The organism is Streptomyces huiliensis (genome assembly GCF_020037025.1).
Classification (GTDB): domain Bacteria; phylum Actinomycetota; class Actinomycetes; order Streptomycetales; family Streptomycetaceae; genus Streptomyces; species Streptomyces huiliensis.
This window is the reverse complement of sequence record NZ_JAIQLH010000234.1, coordinates 1-15,928: the sequence shown is the minus strand read 5'-3', so window position 1 is coordinate 15,928 and position 15,928 is coordinate 1. Positions and strand designations below refer to the sequence as shown.

Here is a 15,928-nt window from a genome sequence, read left to right as displayed (position 1 = left end):
TCGTCTCCCTCCCCCTCTTCTGGCTCGGCGGCGACCACCTGTGGGCGCTGTGCGCCGGCGCGGTCCTGCTGCACGCCGGCTTCACGGCCGGCCAGGTGGCCAACCAGACCCGGGCCCTGGGCGCCACCTCGACGCCTTCGGCGGCCAACACCGCCTACGTCGTCTGCTCGTTCGCGGCCGGCGCGACCACCTCGGCGCTCGCCGGACCGGCGTACGGGCAGTGGGGCTGGAACGGCGTCTGCGCGATCGCCGCGCTCTGCGCGGTGGCGGGCTGGGCGGGCGGGGCGCTGGTGGCCCGGGAGCGCTGAGGTCGATGGGTGCGCTGAGGCCTGCGGGCTCGCTACGACCGGGGGGTGCATTGAGGCCTGCGGGCTCGCTATGACCGGCGGGTGCATTGAGCGCGGGCTCGCTGAGGCCGGCGGGTGCATTGAGCGCGGGCTCGCTGAGGCCGGCGGGTGCATTGAGGCCCACGGGCTCGCTACGACCGGCGGGTGCATTGAGGCCCACGGGCTCGCTGAGGCCCGCGGTGCTGGGGCCCGCAGGTTCTGCGGCGCCCCTGCGGACGCGACGGTGCCTCACCTGGCCGGACGGGCCCGCATCCGGCCGCAGGGGGCTTCCCCTCGTACGGACGGCCGCCGCCGCTGCGGCGGCGGCCAGGAGCTCACCCGCATGTGGCCGGGAGGCTCACCCGCACGTGGCCAGGAGGCTCACCCGCACGTGGCCAGGAGGCTCACCCGCGAACAGCGGAGTGCCCGCGGAGGTTCACACGCGAACGGCGAGGACTCACGCCCCGTCCATCCGAACCTCCGCGAACAGCACCGGGCTTACGCGCGTCCGCCGCCGCCCGCCCACTCCCCACCCGCCCCCTCGCGCCACGCCCATTCGGCCCCACCCACTCACTCCCCCACCCGAACCGGCGGCAGCATCGTCACCTCCAGCTCCCCCTCCGCGTACTGCCGCCGCAGCACCTTCTTGTCGAACTTCCCCACCGTCGTCTTCGGGACGGACGCCAACCGCACCCACCGCTCCGGCAGCTGCCAGCGCGCCACACGCTCCCCGAGGAACGCGCGGAGCACCTCGTGTTCCGCCGCCGACCCGTCGCGCAACACCACCGCGGCGAGCGGCCGTTCGCCCCACTTCTCGTCGGGGACCGCCACGACGGCTGCCTCGGCGACCTCGGGGTGGGCCATGAGGTGGTTCTCCAGCTCCACCGAGGAGATCCACTCCCCACCCGACTTGATGACGTCCTTCACCCGGTCGGTGAGCGTCAGATAGCCGTCAGGAGTGATCGTGGCGACGTCACCGGTGCGCAGCCAGCCGTCGGAACTGAACTTGTCCTCCGGGCGAATCGGTTCGCCGTCCGCGCCCCCGTGATACGCCCCGGCGATGAAGGGCCCGCGGACCTCCAGCTCGCCGGCCGAGACGCCGTCCCAGGGCAGGAGTCCACCGTCCGCTCCGACGAGCCGCGCCTCGACCGAGGCGGGTACGCGGCCTTGGGTGATCCGGTACGGCCACTCCTCCTCGGGCGTGAGGCCCACGGGCGGGTAGGCGATCGAGCCGAGGGGCGACGTCTCCGTCATCCCCCACGCCTGCACCACCCGCAACCCGTGCCGCTCCTCGAACGCCTTCATCAGGGACGGCGGACAGGACGAGCCGCCGCTGATCACGGCCGCCAGCGAGGACACGTCCCGCGGACGGGCGTCGAGCTCGGCCAGCAGGCCCTGCCATATGGTCGGCACGCCGGCGGTCATCGTCGGCCGCTCGCTCTCGATCATCTCGGCGAGGGGCGCGGGCTGGAGGAAGCGGTCGGGCAGCAGCAGGGACGTGCCCGACATGAAGGCGGCGTGCGGCAGCCCCCACGCGTTGACGTGGAACATCGGAACGACCGGCAGACAGGTCTCGCCCGGCTTCAGCCCGAACACCGAGGCCGAGTTGATCTCCAGGGAGTGCAGGTAGAGCGACCGGTGGCTGTAGACCACGCCCTTGGGGTCGCCCGTCGTCCCGGAGGTGTAGCAGAGCGCGGCGGCCCGGCGTTCGTCCAGCTCGGGCCAGTCGTAGGCGTCGGCGGTCTGGGCGGCGAGCAGGTCCTCGTAGTCGTGCACGCGGGGGCGGCAGTCCGCCAGGACGGAACGGTCGCCGGGGCCCGAGACGATCACGTGCTCGACGCAGTCCAGATGCGGCAGCAGCGGGGCTAGCAGGGGCAGCAGCGAACCGTCGACGATCACCACGCGGTCCGCCGCGTGCCGGATGATCCAGGCCAGCTGCTCGGGGGGCAGCCGCAGGTTGAGCGTGTGCAGCACGGCGCCCATGGAGGGGATCGCGAAGTACGCCTCGACGTGCTCGGCGTTGTTCCACATCAGCGTCCCGACGACGTCGTCCTCGGCGACGTCCAGCCCGCGCAGCGCGTGGGCGAGCCGCATCGCGCGCGCCCCGGCCTCGGCGAAGCTCCGTCGGCGCGGTGTGCCGTCCCCCGTCCAGGTCGTGATCTGCGCCCGTCCGTGGATTGCGGTCCCGTGGACCAGCAGCCGGGTGACGGTCAGCGGTACGTCCTGCATCGTGCTCTGCACCAGGGGCCTCCCATGTCGCACCTGTGACGGCTGGTTGGCCCGTCACGCGAGGGTCGTCAGGTCGTTCCCGGTGATTCTGGTGGCGTTTCCGGTGGTACGTCACTACCTCGGCGGGGCTTGATCTTCGGGACGGCGGGGCCGCGCGGGGTGCGTGAAAAGGTACTGGGGCGGGAAGCCCGCCCGTCAGGCCGCCCGGGCCAGGTCCGGGTCCTCCCGCAGCTTGCCCAGGGCGCGCGAGACGGCGCTCTTGACCGTGCCGATCGAGACGCCGAGCAGTTCGGCGGTCTGTGCCTCGGTGAGGTCCTCGTAATACCTGAGGACGACCATCGCCCGCTGCCGGTCCGGGAGCCGGTGCACCGCACGCCACATGGCGTCGCGCAGCGCCTGCGCCTCCGCCGGGTCCGCGGCGGGCGGCGCCTCGCGCTCCGGGAGCTCCTCGCAGGGGTACTCCTCGACCTTGCGCTTGCGCCACTGCGAGGTGCGCGTGTTGACCAGCGCGCGCCGGACGTAGCCGTCGAGCGCCCGGTGGTCCTCTATCCGCTCCCAGGCCAGGTAGGTCTTGGTGAGGGCGGTCTGGAGCAGGTCCTCGGCGTCGCAGGGGTTGGCGGTCAGCGAGCGGGCGGTGCGCTGCAGCACCGGACCGCGTGCCCGTACGTACGACGAGAAGGACGGGTACACGGCACTGGATGCACTGGGGCACACGGTCGTGGTCATGACTCAACGCTAGGAGCGCCCCTGTACCCGGCGGATCGGCCGCAAGTGCCGAAGGCCGCTCCCTCTCAGGTCGTACTGGTGGGGCTGCCCCCACCTCCTGGAGGGGTAGGCGGCGCGACGTCGGTATCGGTGGTGGTGGCGGTGATGGGGCGGAGTCGGGGTGGGGGCGGCGTCGGTGGCGGGGTCGGGGCGGTATCGGTCCTGGTCAAGAGGGTGGCATCGGTCCTGGTCAAGGGGGGTGGCGCGGGGGCAGGGGCGCGGGGAGGGGGCGGGAAGAGACGCGGGGACGGCGGGCGGGCGCCCGGCGCGTGGTCCCGCGCGGGTGCGCGGGCTTACGCGGATGCGCGGGCGGTCGCGGGCGCGCGGGCGGTCGCGGCCGGGGCCGATCACCCGATGACGGCCACCGGAGCGTCGACCAGGTCGCGGTCGATCGTCAGCCGCCGGCCGCCGTGGGTCTCCGAGACCTCCCCGGCGTACTGGTGGATGCGCCGGTGCGGCTGCCAGGCGCTCTTGGACAGGGTGCGTTCGTTGGCGGTCGAGGCGGTGACGCGCCAGCGGGCGAACCACATCACCGACGGCAGCGACCTGACGCCCGCGCGCCGGGCGCGCTCCATGTGCCGGATGCCGGACTCCGCGCTGCTGTAGAAGCCGGACACGTAGCCGTGCCGGGCGACCGTGCCGCTCCACGACCGGATGAACGCCAGCGTGACGGCGGCGCACTCCTCGTCCCTGTCGTCGTACGCCTCCATGTCGAGGTAGATCGGACTGCCCGGCAGGATGCCGAGCCGCCGCGCCTTCTCCACCGCCTCGACGGCCTCCTCGGCCCCCTGGTCCTCCGGCTCGTCGCCGATGGGGATGGCCCGTTTCGTCTCCGAGCGGACGCAGGGCGACTGCGAGCCGACGTACAGCGGGAGCACGCGCCAGCCGAGGTCGCGGGCGCCGGTGAGCCACGCGTGGCTGAGCCACCGCTGGCGGGGGCAGGCCCGCCCGGCACCGGCGAAGTAGACGCCGACGCCCCGGTAGGGGGAGGTCTTCCACGCCCTCAGCGTCACGAGCGACGGGGCCTGGCAGGTGTCGAACGCCCGCCCCCGAAACACGGCGCGTGCCTTGGCCATCGGCGCCTTCGCGTCGGCCGCCGTGGCGGGCGCGTAACCCGCCGGGAGCTGCGCCATGCCCGCCATCAGGGCGACGAGATATCCGATGATCCTTCTTCGTGCGTCCATACGGCGAAGTCAAGGTCCAGGATCCCATGGGCCTTCGGTGACACGCCCTCGATTCATCCGTCTGGCCCGAGAAGCAGCCCGGACGTGGGAACTCCGGCTTCAGGGTGACGAAACCGCCGATTCGGCGCGTTCCGCCGACGGCGACGAGCGGCCGCGCGGTGGGCACCGGGGCGCCCTCGCACGGCCGTTCAGACCCTGTCCGTTCCCTCGTGCTCTCACCTCACCCTTGGCCGTGCGGCCGGATCGCCCCTTGACCCCCTGCCCCCCGGGCCACCTCAGCCGCCCCGGCGCGACGTGGAGCCGCGGCGCGGGTCAGTCGTCGTTGTGGACGTTGGCGAAGACGACCCGGACGTTCTCCTGCTGGATGGCGGTATGGCCGGATCCGGTGACGCTCGCGGTGTTGTCCTGGTTCGTGGCCCCCGTACCCGTGGCGGTCTGCTGGGTGGTCGTGGAGTTCCCATGGTTGCTGCCTCCGACGCCGCTGCCGACGACGCCGGCGGTCGCCGCGTTGGACCCCCGGTTGGCGAACTGCCCACGGGGGCCGTCGTCGGCCTGCGCCGCGCCGGTGAAGAGGAGCGCCGCCATCGGGAGCGCGGCTACGGCGGCGAGGATACGAGCTGCCGTGCGGGTGCTTGCCATGTCATGCCTCCAAGAAAGGAACTGCTTTCCCTGGCAAGGCGGTTGGCCGGCCGCCCTGCGGATCATCGACGTCGCGACAGCAGATTTGCCCACCGAATCCCCACCGAACCCCCTACTGCTCCCCATTCCCTCGCAAGCATGACGCTCCCTGGATAAACCTTCACCACCGCCACAGACCCGCGCATCCGGTCGCACACCCCTCCCGCACCGCCCCGAACCCCCGAAAGCCCCACGGAACGAACCGTTTCACCACCGATCCGCCCCGACGTCCTCCGCACCGCCGTCCGTCACTCCTCCGGCGCGGAACGGGCAAGGGATGTGCACTGCCCGCTCCCGCCGCCGGACGGGCCCGACCGCACCGACCGCCACGGCCCGTCACACCGAACTCGGCGCACGAGCCGTGGAGTCGGGGCCGCCCGGCACCACACCGCGCGGGCACGCGGCCGCAAGCACACTCGCGCGCCACCGGCACGCCCCGCACCACCCGCACGTCAGCGCACCGGCACGCCGCCCAACACAGCACGCAGCCAGGCCGCTTCGGGCGCGCCCGCACCCGTTCCCCACGTCACGACGCGCCCGACCGGCCTTCGAGAACCAGCGATCGCACAGGAAGGCAGCATCCGATGACGAACCTCATATGCCAGGTCCTGCCCATCGCCGCCCCGACCGTCGGCTGGGCCGCCCACGCCCTCTTCCTCGCCCGCCGTCTCCGCACCGCTCGCACGGACCCGCTCACCGGCCTGATGCGGCGGGAGGAGTTCACCGCGCGCGCCACGCGCGCGGTGCGGCACCCGCAGGCCGCCGTGCTGCTGCTCGACCTCAACGGGTTCAAGCAGATCAACGACACGCACGGGCACGCGGCGGGCGACCAGGTCCTCGCCGCCGTGGGCCGCCGGCTCGCCGCGTGGTGCGCCGCGCACGGCGGCTTCGCCGCGCGGCTGGGCGGCGACGAGTTCACCGCCGTCGTCCGCCTCGCCCCCGGCACCGACCTGGACGACGAGCTGACCTACGGCCTGTCCGCCCGGCTCTCCGCGCCCCTCGACACGGGAACGGTCACTCTCGCCCCGCGCGCCTCCATCGGCCTCTGTCGCACCGCGCACCGCCCGGGAGCCGCCCTCCCGGAACTCCTGCGCGGCGCCGACGAGGCCATGTACACGGCCAAGCGCCTCGGCATCCCCTGGCGGCCGGCCGGGCCCGTCGGCACACACCCCACGGGGGTGGCCGGGCGCCGCGCCGGCCGGCCGGGGACGCATCTGACCCTGCTCACGCCGGTCCGGCGCAGGGCCGCCTCCTGAACCGTCCCACCGGCCACGGCCGACAGCCGTGGTCTCGCCCGCACACCGCGTCCGCCGGGAGGTCGCCGCCGCCCGGCGGACGCGGCGGCGTCACCGCCTCACACCCAGGGCTCGGAGAACGACCGCCCGGGGACCGGCTTCGCGATGAGAGCCACCGGGATGAAGAAGCCGACCTGGCCGAGCGCGATCATCAGGGTGGCCAGCGCCTTCTCGTCGTAGTGCTCGGACACCTGCGCGAACAGCTCGTCCGACACCCGCTCCCCGTGCGCCGACGGCTGGTACACCGCCTCGGCCAGCGCCAGCGCGGCCCGCTCCGCCGGGGTGAAGTAGGGCGCGTCCTTCCACGAGGACACCGCCGTGATCCGCTCCTCGGTCTCCCCGGCCTTGCGCAGCAGGTCGGTGTGGAGCACGGTCAGGTAGGTGTTGCCGACGATCTGACCGGCCCGCAGGTGGACCAGGCTGATCGTGATCCGCGGCACCGACTGGTTGCCCACGGCCTTGAACAGCGCCGCCGACACCTCCGCCATCTCCGGAACGAGTTCCACCGGGTCGGACATCCGCGAAGCCGCCGCCACCTCTGCCGTGATCGCACGCTCTGCCATGGTCATCTCCTCTTCGATCCGCCATCACCGCGGCGCCGCCGCCGTGATCTTCGCTGTCACCGCACTGACGGATCCCGGAAATCGAACGTGACCGGCGAGCGCGCGTGATCCGGACCACACCCCAAGACGCCGGCACGAAGATCGGACAATAGGTCGAACGCCTTCAGCCAAAGAAGGCCGCCCCCTCCCCACACGACCCCTGGAGCCCTCCGTGACCCAGTCCTCCCGGCAGGCACGCGTCCTGTCGCGCCTCGTCGTACCGGCGGTCGCCGCCGCCCTCGTCGGCACCACTGCGGGCACCGCCACCGCTGCCGCCGGCCGGGGCGACGCCCCCGTGGCGTCCGGTCCGGCGAAGGGCGCGGCGCGGACGGCCGCCAAGGCCGGGTGGCGCGTACCCACGCCCCTCGCGCCGTCCTTCTTCCTCTCCGGAATCCTGCGTTCGGGCCAGATGTACGTCTACCGGGCCGACGGGATGGGCGGCTTCGAGCCCCGCTCGGGGGCCTACGTGTGGCCGCACCTGAAGTACGTCGCGTCGGTCGACCCGGACCTGACGGGCCATCAGGACGGCGCGTACCACGTCATGGACGACGGCACGCTGAACCTCTGGCGCGGCGGGGAACTGAAGCGCGTGACCGGCGGCTGGGGCCGGTACGACACCGTCTTCTCACCCGGCACGCTGGCCCGCGCCGCCCACCCCGACCTGGTGGCACGCGACCGGCAGGGCGTCCTCTGGCGCTTCCAGACGAAGGCGAACGGCACCCTGTCCGCCGGCGTGCGGATCGGCCCCGGCTGGGGCCAGTACACCCGGATCACCGGCCTCGGCGACCTGAGCGGCGACAACAAGGCCGACATCGTCGCCCGGGACAAGCGGGGCGTCCTCTGGCTGTACAAGGGCACCGGCGACGCCCGGAAGCCGTTCGCCACCCGGACGCGCGTCGGCGGCGGCTGGAACCGCTTCGACAAGCTGGTGACCACCGGCGACGTCGACGGCGACGGCCACAGCGACCTCCTCGCCCGCGACCCCAAGGGCGACCTGTGGCTCTACAAGGGCACGGGCAAGGCGGCCGCACCGTTCAAGCCCAAGAACCGCATCGGCAAGGGCTTCAACCAGTACCGCGACCTCTTCTGACGGCTCGTCAGCTACGCGCGCGGCCCAGCGGAAGCCGGGGAACGCGCACCCCCGGGAAAACGCCTGGGACTTCCCTGCCGGTCTCCATAAAGTGATCACATGCCCCTCAAGCGGATCGCGGCTTTCGTGGCCGCCGCCACGATGACCCCTGCCCTGTTCCTCGCCACCCCGGCGGTCGCCGCCGACACCGCGCCGGCGGCAGCGGCCGACCAGGCGACCACCTACCCGGGCCTGTCCTTCGAGAACGTTCCGGCCTCCTTCACGGCAGGCGGTGACTGGTCGAACTTCTCGATATCCATGAAGAACAGCACCGCGCAGACGCTGACCGGCTTCCACGCATCGCTCTCGTTCCAGCAGGGCTGGAGCACGAAGGAGGACATCAAGCCCGGCGACTTCGAGCTTGAGTACTTCGCGGGCGGCCGCTGGCACCCGGTGGAGTTCCAGTTCGACACCCACCGCTTCTTCGGCCAGGTGTGCCCGCAGGCCGACCCGGCGGCCGACCCGCACGCCTGGGACCTGAACTGCCCGGCGCCGATCGGCGCGCTCAAGCCGGGGGACACCTACACCCTCGACCTGCGCGCCCGCTTCGCCTCCACGGCCCCCGCCACCAAGTACATGCTGACCGCCGCCGGTTACATCCCCGTCCCCGGAAGCAACGACCCGTACCCGCTGCCCGTCTTCACCGACCGCCAGCGCTTCACGGTCCAGCCCGCACAGGCGACCGCGAAGCCGTAAGCGCGTCTGAAGGTCCGTACGAATCCAGGGTCACCACCGGCGACCGATCCCGCCGCCCGACAACAGCGCGGCCCACCGCTCCGACAAGCGGTGGGCCGCGCTGACGCGTATGGCGGAGGCTGAGGGATTTGAACCCTCGGTGACATCGCTGCCACGACGGTTTTCAAGACCGTTCCCTTAGGCCGCTCGGGCAAGCCTCCCCGCGCCGGGCTGCCCGCCGCGGCGCGGGGACAGCCTACCGGGTGCGGGTTGGGGCGGGGAGACCCGGCGGGAGGGGTGGGGCGCGTGGGGGCGGAGTTACTTGTCGCCGGCGCGTTCGCCCAGGACGATGTCGGTGGTCGTCTGCTTGCCGTTGCGGATGTAGGTGATCGGGACCTTGGTGCCGGGCTTGTGGGTCCAGATCTCGCTGATCAGGGTCGGACCGCTGTCGATCTTCGTGTCGGCGAGCTTGACGATCACGTCGCCCGGCTTGAGGCCGGCCTTGTCCGCCGGGCCGCCGGGGGTCACCGCCGCGGTGCCGTCGGTGCCGTTCTCGGCGATACGGGCGCCGGTGCCGCCGTCCTTCATGTTCACGGTGGCGCCGATGACGGGGTAGACCGGCTTGCCCGTCTTGATCAGCTGGTCGGCGACGTTCTTCGCCTGGTTGATCGGGATGGCGAAGCCCAGCCCGATGCTGCCGGACTGGCCTTGACCGCCGGGGAAGCCGCCGCCGTTGTTCGCGGACTGGATGGCCGAGTTGATGCCGATGACCGCGCCCTGCGCGTTGAGCAGCGGGCCGCCCGAGTTGCCCGGGTTGATCGAGGCGTCGGTCTGCAGGGCGCTCATGTACGAGGCGTTGCCGCTGCCGCCGCCGTCGCTGGAGGCGACGGGACGCTTCTTGGCGCTGACGATGCCCGTGGTGACGGTGCCGGAGAGGCCGAACGGCGCGCCGATCGCGACGGTCGCGTCGCCCACGGCCGTCTTGTCGGAGTCGCCCAGCGGGAGCGGGCTGAGCTTGGCGTCGGAGGGGTTCTTGAGCTTGATGACCGCGACGTCGTAGCCCTGCGCGCGCCCGATGACCTCCGCGTCGTACTGCTTGCCGTTGGAGAACGTCACGGCGAGCCGCCCGCCCTCGGCGGCCGAGGCGACGACGTGGTTGTTGGTGAGGATGTGGCCCTCGGTGTCGTAGACGAAGCCGGTGCCGGTACCGCCCTCGCCGCCGCTGCTCTGCGCCTCGATCGTCACGACGCTGGGCAGCGCCTTGGCGGCGATGCCCGCGACGGAACCGGGCGTCCTGCTGGCGGTCTTCGGGTCGCCGGGGGCCGAGACGGTCGTGGACGAGGTGTCGCTCCGGTTCGCCGCCCAGTAGCCGATGCCGCCGCCGGCCGCGCCGGCGACCAGGGCGGCCACCAGGACCGCCGCCGCGAGGCCGCCTCCGCGCTTGCGCCGCGGCGGCTCGGGGGCGCCCCAGGGAGCGGCCATCGGGACGAGCGGGCCGCCGTGTCCGGCGCCGTCCTGCGGCACCGGGCCGTACGCGGGCGGCGCGCCCGCCGCGTTGGACGGCCAGGGGGCGCCGCCCTGCCCGGGGTGCTGCCCGGGTGCGGACGGGGGCGGCGTGGACGGTGTGGGCGGCGTGGCGGGAGCGGTCGGCGGTACGGCCGGGAGCTCCTCGGTCCGGCCGTCCCCGCCTTCCGTCGCGGCAGCAGGAGGAGCGGGAGGGGGAGTCGTCGGCGCGTCCGAGCCCCCCGGAGCCGGAGACCCCGTCCGCGGACCACCCTCGGAAGGAACGGCGGCGCCCTCGTTCTCGGTGCTCACGGTGGTCTCCTCATCACGTGCGTCGGTTCGTTCACGGCCGGAGCCGCTGCGGGACGGGCGGGGCCACGCCGGAACACCTACCCGGACCAGCCTTTCCCATCGCCCGTCAGGCCGCCGTAAGCGGACCCTGTGCGCCGGTCCCGTACGCCGCCAGGCGGCGCGGAACCGGTACCCGTGGGGCCTCGGCGGCGCGCGGGACGGCGGTGGTCCGCCGGAGCGGCCGGGCGGCCGCACCGGCCGGGTGAAGGCGTTCCCTGCGCGATTGTGCCAGGCGGTGGCACCATAACGCGGTGACCACTGCGCACCCGGCCCCCGCGTCCCGCCCCGGGAGCCGCCCGCCGGCCGTCGTCGCCCACCGCGGCGCGTCCGAGGACGCGCCGGAGCACACCCTCGCCGCGTACCGGAAGGCGATCGAGGACGGCGCGGACGCGCTGGAGTGCGACGTGCGGCTGACGGCGGACGGGCACCTCGTCTGCGTCCACGACCGGCGCGTCAACCGCACCTCCAACGGCCGCGGGGCCGTCTCCTCCCTGGAGCTGGCCGACCTCGCCGCGCTCGACTTCGGTTCCTGGAAGGGCCGCGCCGCGGACGCGGAGGCGCCGGACACCGAGACGCACGACCCCGCCGACCCCGCCGACACCGCCGTTCTGACGTTGGAGCGGCTCCTCGAACTCGTCGTCGACGCCGACCGCCGCGTCGAGCTCGCCATCGAGACCAAGCACCCGACGCGCTGGGCGGGCCGGGTCGAGGCTCGGCTGCTCGCCCTCCTCGGCCGCTTCGGCCTCGACCGGCCGCCGCCCGGGGAGCCCCCGGCCGTCCGCGTGATGAGCTTCTCCGCGCGCTCGCTGGCCCGGATCCGGGCCGCGGCGCCCGCGCTGCCCGCCGTCTACCTGATGCAGTTCCTCTCGCCGCGGATGCGCGACGGCCGGCTGCCGCCCGGCGTGGGCATCGCCGGGCCCAGCATCCGGATCGTGCGCGGCCACCCGGACTACGTGGCACGGCTGCACCGCGCGGGACACCAGGTGCACGTGTGGACGGTCAACGAACCCGAGGACGTCGAACTCTGCCTGCGGCTCGGGGTGGACGCGGTGATCACCAACCGGCCCAAGGCGGTGCTCACCCAAGTGGGACGGCGCTGACCGAGCACGCTCCGTGCTCCGCGCGCCGTCGGGTGCGTCCGCACGCCCCCGCGCTCATGACAGGGTGTGCCCCGGCGCGTTCGGTACGTGTCCGGCCGGCCCGAGTGACCCCACCGGACCCGGAGTGGCCGGTTTCCGGTCCAGGCCATTGGGGCATTCATCCCCTGACGTGGGGCAAAGGAGGTCTCGGGGGTGGCGTTGGTGGTGGCACAGGAGGTGCCCACGTCGTCGGTCATGGCCGTACCCCATGGTCCCGCCGGTGTGGGCGAAGCGAGACACCGCATGCGTGAGGACCTGCGAACGAGCGGGGTACCGGATCCGGTCATCGACGACGCCGTACTGATTCTTTCGGAGTTGCTCAGCAACGCGTACCGGCACGGGCGCCCGCTGAGCCGGGAGCGCGGCGCTGCACGGGCCGACGGCGACGGCGGCGTCCTCGCCGCCTGGCGGGTGGACGAGCGCGGACGGCTCACCGTGGAGGTCACCGACGGTGGCGGCCCGACCCGTCCGTTTCCGGCCACTCCCTCGGTCACGGCCCGCGGCGGCCGCGGGCTCAACATCATCAGCGCGCTGTCCCAGGAGTGGGGCGTGCGCGACACCTCGGGCGAGGTGACGGTATGGGCCGCGCTCTCCGCCCGCTCCGGCTTCGCTACGCGCGTCGACCTCGCGCCGGAGCTGGACTTCTCCGACCTGGACGGGCTGATGTGAGCCCGCCTGGGCCCGTCTGAGCCATGGGCTCGCCTGAGCCCGCCTGAGCCATGGGCCCGCCTGGGCCCGCCGTCCCCGGGCGGCGGAGGCCGACCGGGAACCGACGGGTCAGGGGCGTGGTGAAGAAGCGCCCCGGAAGGGCCGGCGCAGGTCAGTTCAGCGTGACCTGACGGCTGGTCAGGCCGTTGCGGGCGCGGCGCTCTTCGCCGGACAGGGGCGACTCGTCGGCGAGGGCCTTGTTCAGCCGCTCCGCGAAGGCCGCGGCCGGCTTCTCCACGTCCGCCGCGCCCACGCCGGTGGGCAGGTCCCAGACCGGCACGGTCAGCCCGTGGGCACGGAACGAGCCGACGAGCCGGGTGCCCTCGCCGAGCGAGGACTCGCCGGCCGCGTGCAGCCGCGCCAGCGCGTCCAGCAGCTTCTCCTCCGGGTGGGTCATCACCCAGCGCAGGTGGTTCTTCTCGGGCGTTTCGCACCAGTACGCGCCCTCGACCCCGGGGAGCCGGACGGTCGGGATCGCGGCGGCGTTGGCCCGCTCCAGCGAGGCGGCGACCTCGCCGGTGGCGTTCTCGGCGTTCTCGACCCAGAACTCGAAGCCGGTGTGCACCTCGGGCTCGAAGGGCGCCGAGAGGTCCAGCAGGTCCTGGAGCCGCGGCCCGTCGTTCCCCGTGCGGGAACCGCCGACGGGGGTGCCCGGCTCGGCGGCCAGGGCGCGCTGGAGGGTGTCCGCGAGGTCGCGGCCGAGGTCGCCGGTGGCGGTGTCGTTCTGCAGGCCGAGCAGGACGGCGCCGTTGTCGCGGCGCAGGGCCGGCCAGGCCATCGGCAGGACGGTCGCCAGGGTCACCGAGGGGACGCCCTCGGGCAGCCCGTCCTTGAGGGTGAGCCGCACGGTGGCGGCGGGCACCAGCTCGCGCAGGGCGACCCAGTCGGCCTCGCCCGGCAGCCCCTCGAAGGGCCGCTGGACCAGCTCGGCCGCGGCGTGCGCGGCCTGCTGGCCGTGGCACGCCTTGTAGCGGCGGCCCGAGCCGCAGGGGCAGGGCTCACGGGCACCGACGACGGGGATCGGGCCGTCGACGGCCCGCGGCGTGGCGGCCTTGGTCTGGGGGCGGCGCTTCTTGGCCATGGCGTGCGTGTCTCCCGATCGATGCTTCCGACTCCGGGCTTCCGGGGTCCGGCCGAGCGGGTGCTCCGTTTCCGGATGCCCGACGTCCGGATCTCCGGTACCGGATCTCCTGTCGCCGGACCCCCGCCGTCCGGGCGTCCACCGCGGACGCCCGGCCGCCGGCCCCGGCTGCCGACCGGATGCCTCCGGCCCGTACGGGCGCGAGCCTAGCGCCCGTACGGGCGCGGACCACGGCACGCACCCTCCGGACGCCGGGGGCCGGTCCGGGCGGGCGCCCGGGACGCGCCGTACGACGCCGTACGGGCGCGGGCCGGGAGGCCGACCCACCGCCGGACCGGCCGGGAGGCCCGCCGACCGCGCGCCGGGTTTCGGCGGGCGGCGGTCCGGCGGTGCGCCGGATTCGGCGGGCCATCGGTGCGGCGGGTTCGGCGGGCGGCGGTGCGCCGGATTCGGCGAGCGGCGGTACGGCGGTGCGGCGGTACGGCGGTACGGCGGGCAACCTGCCGGTCGTCCCGATGTCCCACGTCAACGCGTGGGGGCCACCACCCGGACGCCGTCCTCTCCCGGGCCTCCCGTCTCCTGGCCGGCATCAACGTCAGCGGGCCGTCCGGCGACGACGACGGCGTCCGCGTGGGGGCCGCCACCCGCCGGCCCGAACCAGGTGCTCCCCCGCCGGGTCCGTCGCCTGCGCGCCGGCCCGCCCTTGCCCGCCCTTTGGGCGCGGCATCGCCCTGGCGGGATCGCCTGTCGCTGCTCGGCTCCACCCAGGCGGAACCGCCGTACACCGCCCACCGCGACGGGCACGCCGCCGCGATCAACCGCCGGGTGAGGACAGCTCCCGCCCCCCGCCGGACCGCCCTTACCCCCTCCGCCCGGACCCGGCACAGGAGGAACCGCCCACCGCTGCTCCGCAACACCGCTCGGCACCACCCGCCGCCGCCTGCCGCCCGCCTGCCGGACCCGTCCCCGCCCGCACCGAGTTCGCCGCCCATGCCGAGCCGCCGTCACCCGCCCTCCACCGGAACCGCCCGCCCCTGTTCCCCGCCACCGCGCGACACCGCCCACCGCCGCCCGCTCACCGGGAGCGGCAGCGCGGTCGGCCGGACGCCGGCCTCCCTGCGCGCTCTCGCCGGGCCGCCGGTGCGGTGCGACCGGGCGCACGCCACGCCGGTTTCCACCGTGCCACGCCACTCGCCGGGCGCGGCCGAACGGCCGCCGACGTCCGGGCGGAGTGTTCGCTCCGTCCGTGCTCGGCGGGCGCCCTGGGCACCTTCCGGCTCGCCTTCCGGCTTCGGTCGGGCTTCCGGTCCTCGGGAGGGCGCGGGCACCCCGGGAGCCGGCCGGGCGGGCCGTGCGCCGCGGGTCGGGGGCCGGGGCGCGGCATCGGTGGAAGCCAGGATTCCGGGCGGCAGGAGCTGCCACTCGCGTGACTCCTGTCACAACTCCCGCTGTCAGCCCGGAAATCGGCGTCCGGAAATCCACGATCGAATTTGCGAACCGCCGATCTCTTGTTACGGTTCTAGGAGCCCGGTCGCTGGTGCATCCCCCGTCGCCAGCGATCGGGCGCTTCCATGCCCGGATGCCGGCGGTCGCCGCCGTGGATCACCGGGCGCTTCCGGGAGCGGGCCCCGCGGAATTCCCCCGGGCCGCCCCGATGCCCCGCTCCGAGCTCACAGGCCGAGGCCACGACGTTTCTCCTGCCGTCCGGCGACGGACCCCGCAGGACCCTCCCCGACGCCCTTCGGGACCGCCCGGCGGCGGCGCGAGGCGGCGGGGGCCGCCGGAACCGGGCGTTCCGCGCGGGCCGCGCTAATCCTCGCCGCCCTCCGGCGAGTTGCTGCCGGAGCGGAGGAGCAGCTTCCCTTCGGCCGAGGCGATCTCCGCGACCGCCGCATACGAGCCATGTCCGCGCACCGTCCGCCGCCGGGGGGTCTCACAGGCGTCCGGAACGTCCGCGGCGGGCATCGGACAGCGCACCTGGAGCGATCGTCCGTCCGGCGCCATCAAGGTCAGCACGCCGGTGACGGGGGCGTCGGTGCCGTTCCGGTAGTACGTCCGCGCCCAGGTATCCGCGCCCTCGACCAGGACGCAGGTCTGGGCCTCCAGGCCGTCGGGGGAGTCGAGTTCGGGACCGCAGTGGGCCACGGCGGGCGGCTCGTCCGACTCCGCGGGCGGCTCGGCGGCGGGCCGTGCGCCGCGGCCGGCGCCCGTCCCCTTCCGCCCGCCGTCCGCCAAGGCGCCGTCCACCAGGGCGCCGGCCGCC

12 protein-coding genes, 1 tRNA gene and 2 pseudogenes are annotated in these 15,928 nt (G+C 74.2%); 6 read left to right on the top strand and 9 right to left on the bottom strand.

Annotated features, from left to right (window positions below; genetic code table 11):
- A pseudogene (locus JNW98_RS29370) lies at nucleotides 1-308 on the top strand (MFS transporter); the annotation flags it as partial.
- A 588-nt stretch (nucleotides 309-896) separates the two neighbouring features.
- Here the strand turns inward: JNW98_RS29370 and JNW98_RS29365 are convergent.
- The 4 genes from JNW98_RS29365 to JNW98_RS29350 all read right to left on the bottom strand — a co-directional run bounded on the left by JNW98_RS29365 (nucleotide 897) and on the right by JNW98_RS29350 (nucleotide 5,143).
- Entirely contained in the window at nucleotides 897-2,567 is a 1,671-nt protein-coding gene (locus JNW98_RS29365; protein WP_223771336.1) for a long-chain fatty acid--CoA ligase, read from the bottom strand.
- A gap of 183 nt (nucleotides 2,568-2,750) precedes the next feature.
- Nucleotides 2,751-3,281, bottom strand: a complete 531-nt coding sequence (locus JNW98_RS29360) for a SigE family RNA polymerase sigma factor (RefSeq protein ID WP_223771335.1) — start codon at nucleotides 3,279-3,281, stop codon at nucleotides 2,751-2,753.
- A gap of 386 nt (nucleotides 3,282-3,667) precedes the next feature.
- Nucleotides 3,668-4,504 (bottom strand): DUF1906 domain-containing protein, encoded by an 837-nt coding sequence (locus JNW98_RS29355; RefSeq protein WP_223771334.1) that lies wholly within the window; start codon nucleotides 4,502-4,504, stop codon nucleotides 3,668-3,670.
- Nucleotides 4,505-4,816: 312 nt separating this feature from the next.
- Complete coding sequence (locus JNW98_RS29350) at nucleotides 4,817-5,143, bottom strand: hypothetical protein (RefSeq protein WP_223771333.1); 327 nt, start codon at nucleotides 5,141-5,143, stop codon at nucleotides 4,817-4,819.
- A gap of 623 nt (nucleotides 5,144-5,766) precedes the next feature.
- Here JNW98_RS29350 and JNW98_RS29345 point away from each other — a divergent pair.
- Complete coding sequence (locus tag JNW98_RS29345; RefSeq protein ID WP_223771332.1) at nucleotides 5,767-6,438, top strand: GGDEF domain-containing protein; 672 nt, start codon at nucleotides 5,767-5,769, stop codon at nucleotides 6,436-6,438.
- Nucleotides 6,439-6,536: 98 nt separating this feature from the next.
- Here JNW98_RS29345 and JNW98_RS29340 read toward each other — a convergent pair whose 3' ends face one another.
- Entirely contained in the window at nucleotides 6,537-7,040 is a 504-nt protein-coding gene (locus JNW98_RS29340) for a carboxymuconolactone decarboxylase family protein (RefSeq protein ID WP_223771331.1), read from the bottom strand.
- 211 nt (nucleotides 7,041-7,251) lie between these two features.
- On the opposite strand from JNW98_RS29340, the gene JNW98_RS29335 reads away from it, so the two are divergent.
- Both JNW98_RS29335 and JNW98_RS29330 read left to right on the top strand, forming a co-directional pair.
- Nucleotides 7,252-8,169 (top strand): FG-GAP repeat domain-containing protein, encoded by a 918-nt coding sequence (locus JNW98_RS29335; protein ID WP_223771330.1) that lies wholly within the window; start codon nucleotides 7,252-7,254, stop codon nucleotides 8,167-8,169.
- Between the two features lie 99 nt (nucleotides 8,170-8,268).
- Entirely contained in the window at nucleotides 8,269-8,904 is a 636-nt protein-coding gene (locus JNW98_RS29330) for a hypothetical protein (RefSeq protein ID WP_223771329.1), read from the top strand.
- Nucleotides 8,905-9,014: 110 nt separating this feature from the next.
- Here JNW98_RS29330 and JNW98_RS29325 read toward each other — a convergent pair.
- Both JNW98_RS29325 and JNW98_RS29320 read right to left on the bottom strand, forming a co-directional pair.
- Nucleotides 9,015-9,104, bottom strand: a tRNA-Ser gene (locus JNW98_RS29325).
- Nucleotides 9,105-9,201: 97 nt separating this feature from the next.
- Nucleotides 9,202-10,698 carry a S1C family serine protease gene (locus JNW98_RS29320; RefSeq protein WP_223771328.1) on the bottom strand — a complete coding sequence of 499 codons (1,497 nt, stop codon included), beginning with the start codon at nucleotides 10,696-10,698 and terminating at the stop codon, nucleotides 9,202-9,204.
- A 290-nt stretch (nucleotides 10,699-10,988) separates the two neighbouring features.
- Between JNW98_RS29320 and JNW98_RS29315 the strand changes: the two genes are divergently transcribed.
- Both JNW98_RS29315 and JNW98_RS29310 read left to right on the top strand, forming a co-directional pair.
- On the top strand, nucleotides 10,989-11,837 hold the full coding sequence (locus JNW98_RS29315) for a glycerophosphodiester phosphodiesterase (RefSeq protein ID WP_223771327.1): 849 nt from the start codon (nucleotides 10,989-10,991) through the stop codon (nucleotides 11,835-11,837).
- A 56-nt stretch (nucleotides 11,838-11,893) separates the two neighbouring features.
- Nucleotides 11,894-12,545, top strand: a pseudogene (locus JNW98_RS29310) (ATP-binding protein).
- Between the two features lie 151 nt (nucleotides 12,546-12,696).
- Here the strand turns inward: JNW98_RS29310 and JNW98_RS29305 are convergent.
- A complete protein-coding gene (locus tag JNW98_RS29305; RefSeq protein WP_223771326.1) occupies nucleotides 12,697-13,665 on the bottom strand; it encodes a DUF5926 family protein in 969 nt (322 codons plus the stop codon).
- A 1,809-nt stretch (nucleotides 13,666-15,474) separates the two neighbouring features.
- Nucleotides 15,475-15,928, bottom strand: a 454-nt coding sequence (locus JNW98_RS29300; protein WP_223771325.1) for a hypothetical protein, incomplete at its 5' end; no start/stop codon positions are given.

Excerpts from the sequence above, each read along its gene's own strand:
- JNW98_RS29360 (WP_223771335.1), bottom strand. The coding sequence starts at position 3,281 with ATGACCACGACCGTGTGCCCCAGTGCATCCAGTGCCGTGTACCCGTCC.
- JNW98_RS29355 (WP_223771334.1), bottom strand. The coding sequence starts at position 4,504 with ATGGACGCACGAAGAAGGATCATCGGATATCTCGTCGCCCTGATGGCG.
- JNW98_RS29350 (WP_223771333.1), bottom strand. The coding sequence starts at position 5,143 with ATGGCAAGCACCCGCACGGCAGCTCGTATCCTCGCCGCCGTAGCCGCG.
- JNW98_RS29345 (WP_223771332.1), top strand. The coding sequence starts at position 5,767 with ATGACGAACCTCATATGCCAGGTCCTGCCCATCGCCGCCCCGACCGTC.
- JNW98_RS29340 (WP_223771331.1), bottom strand. The coding sequence starts at position 7,040 with ATGGCAGAGCGTGCGATCACGGCAGAGGTGGCGGCGGCTTCGCGGATG.
- JNW98_RS29330 (WP_223771329.1), top strand. The coding sequence starts at position 8,269 with ATGCCCCTCAAGCGGATCGCGGCTTTCGTGGCCGCCGCCACGATGACC.
- JNW98_RS29305 (WP_223771326.1), bottom strand. The coding sequence starts at position 13,665 with ATGGCCAAGAAGCGCCGCCCCCAGACCAAGGCCGCCACGCCGCGGGCC.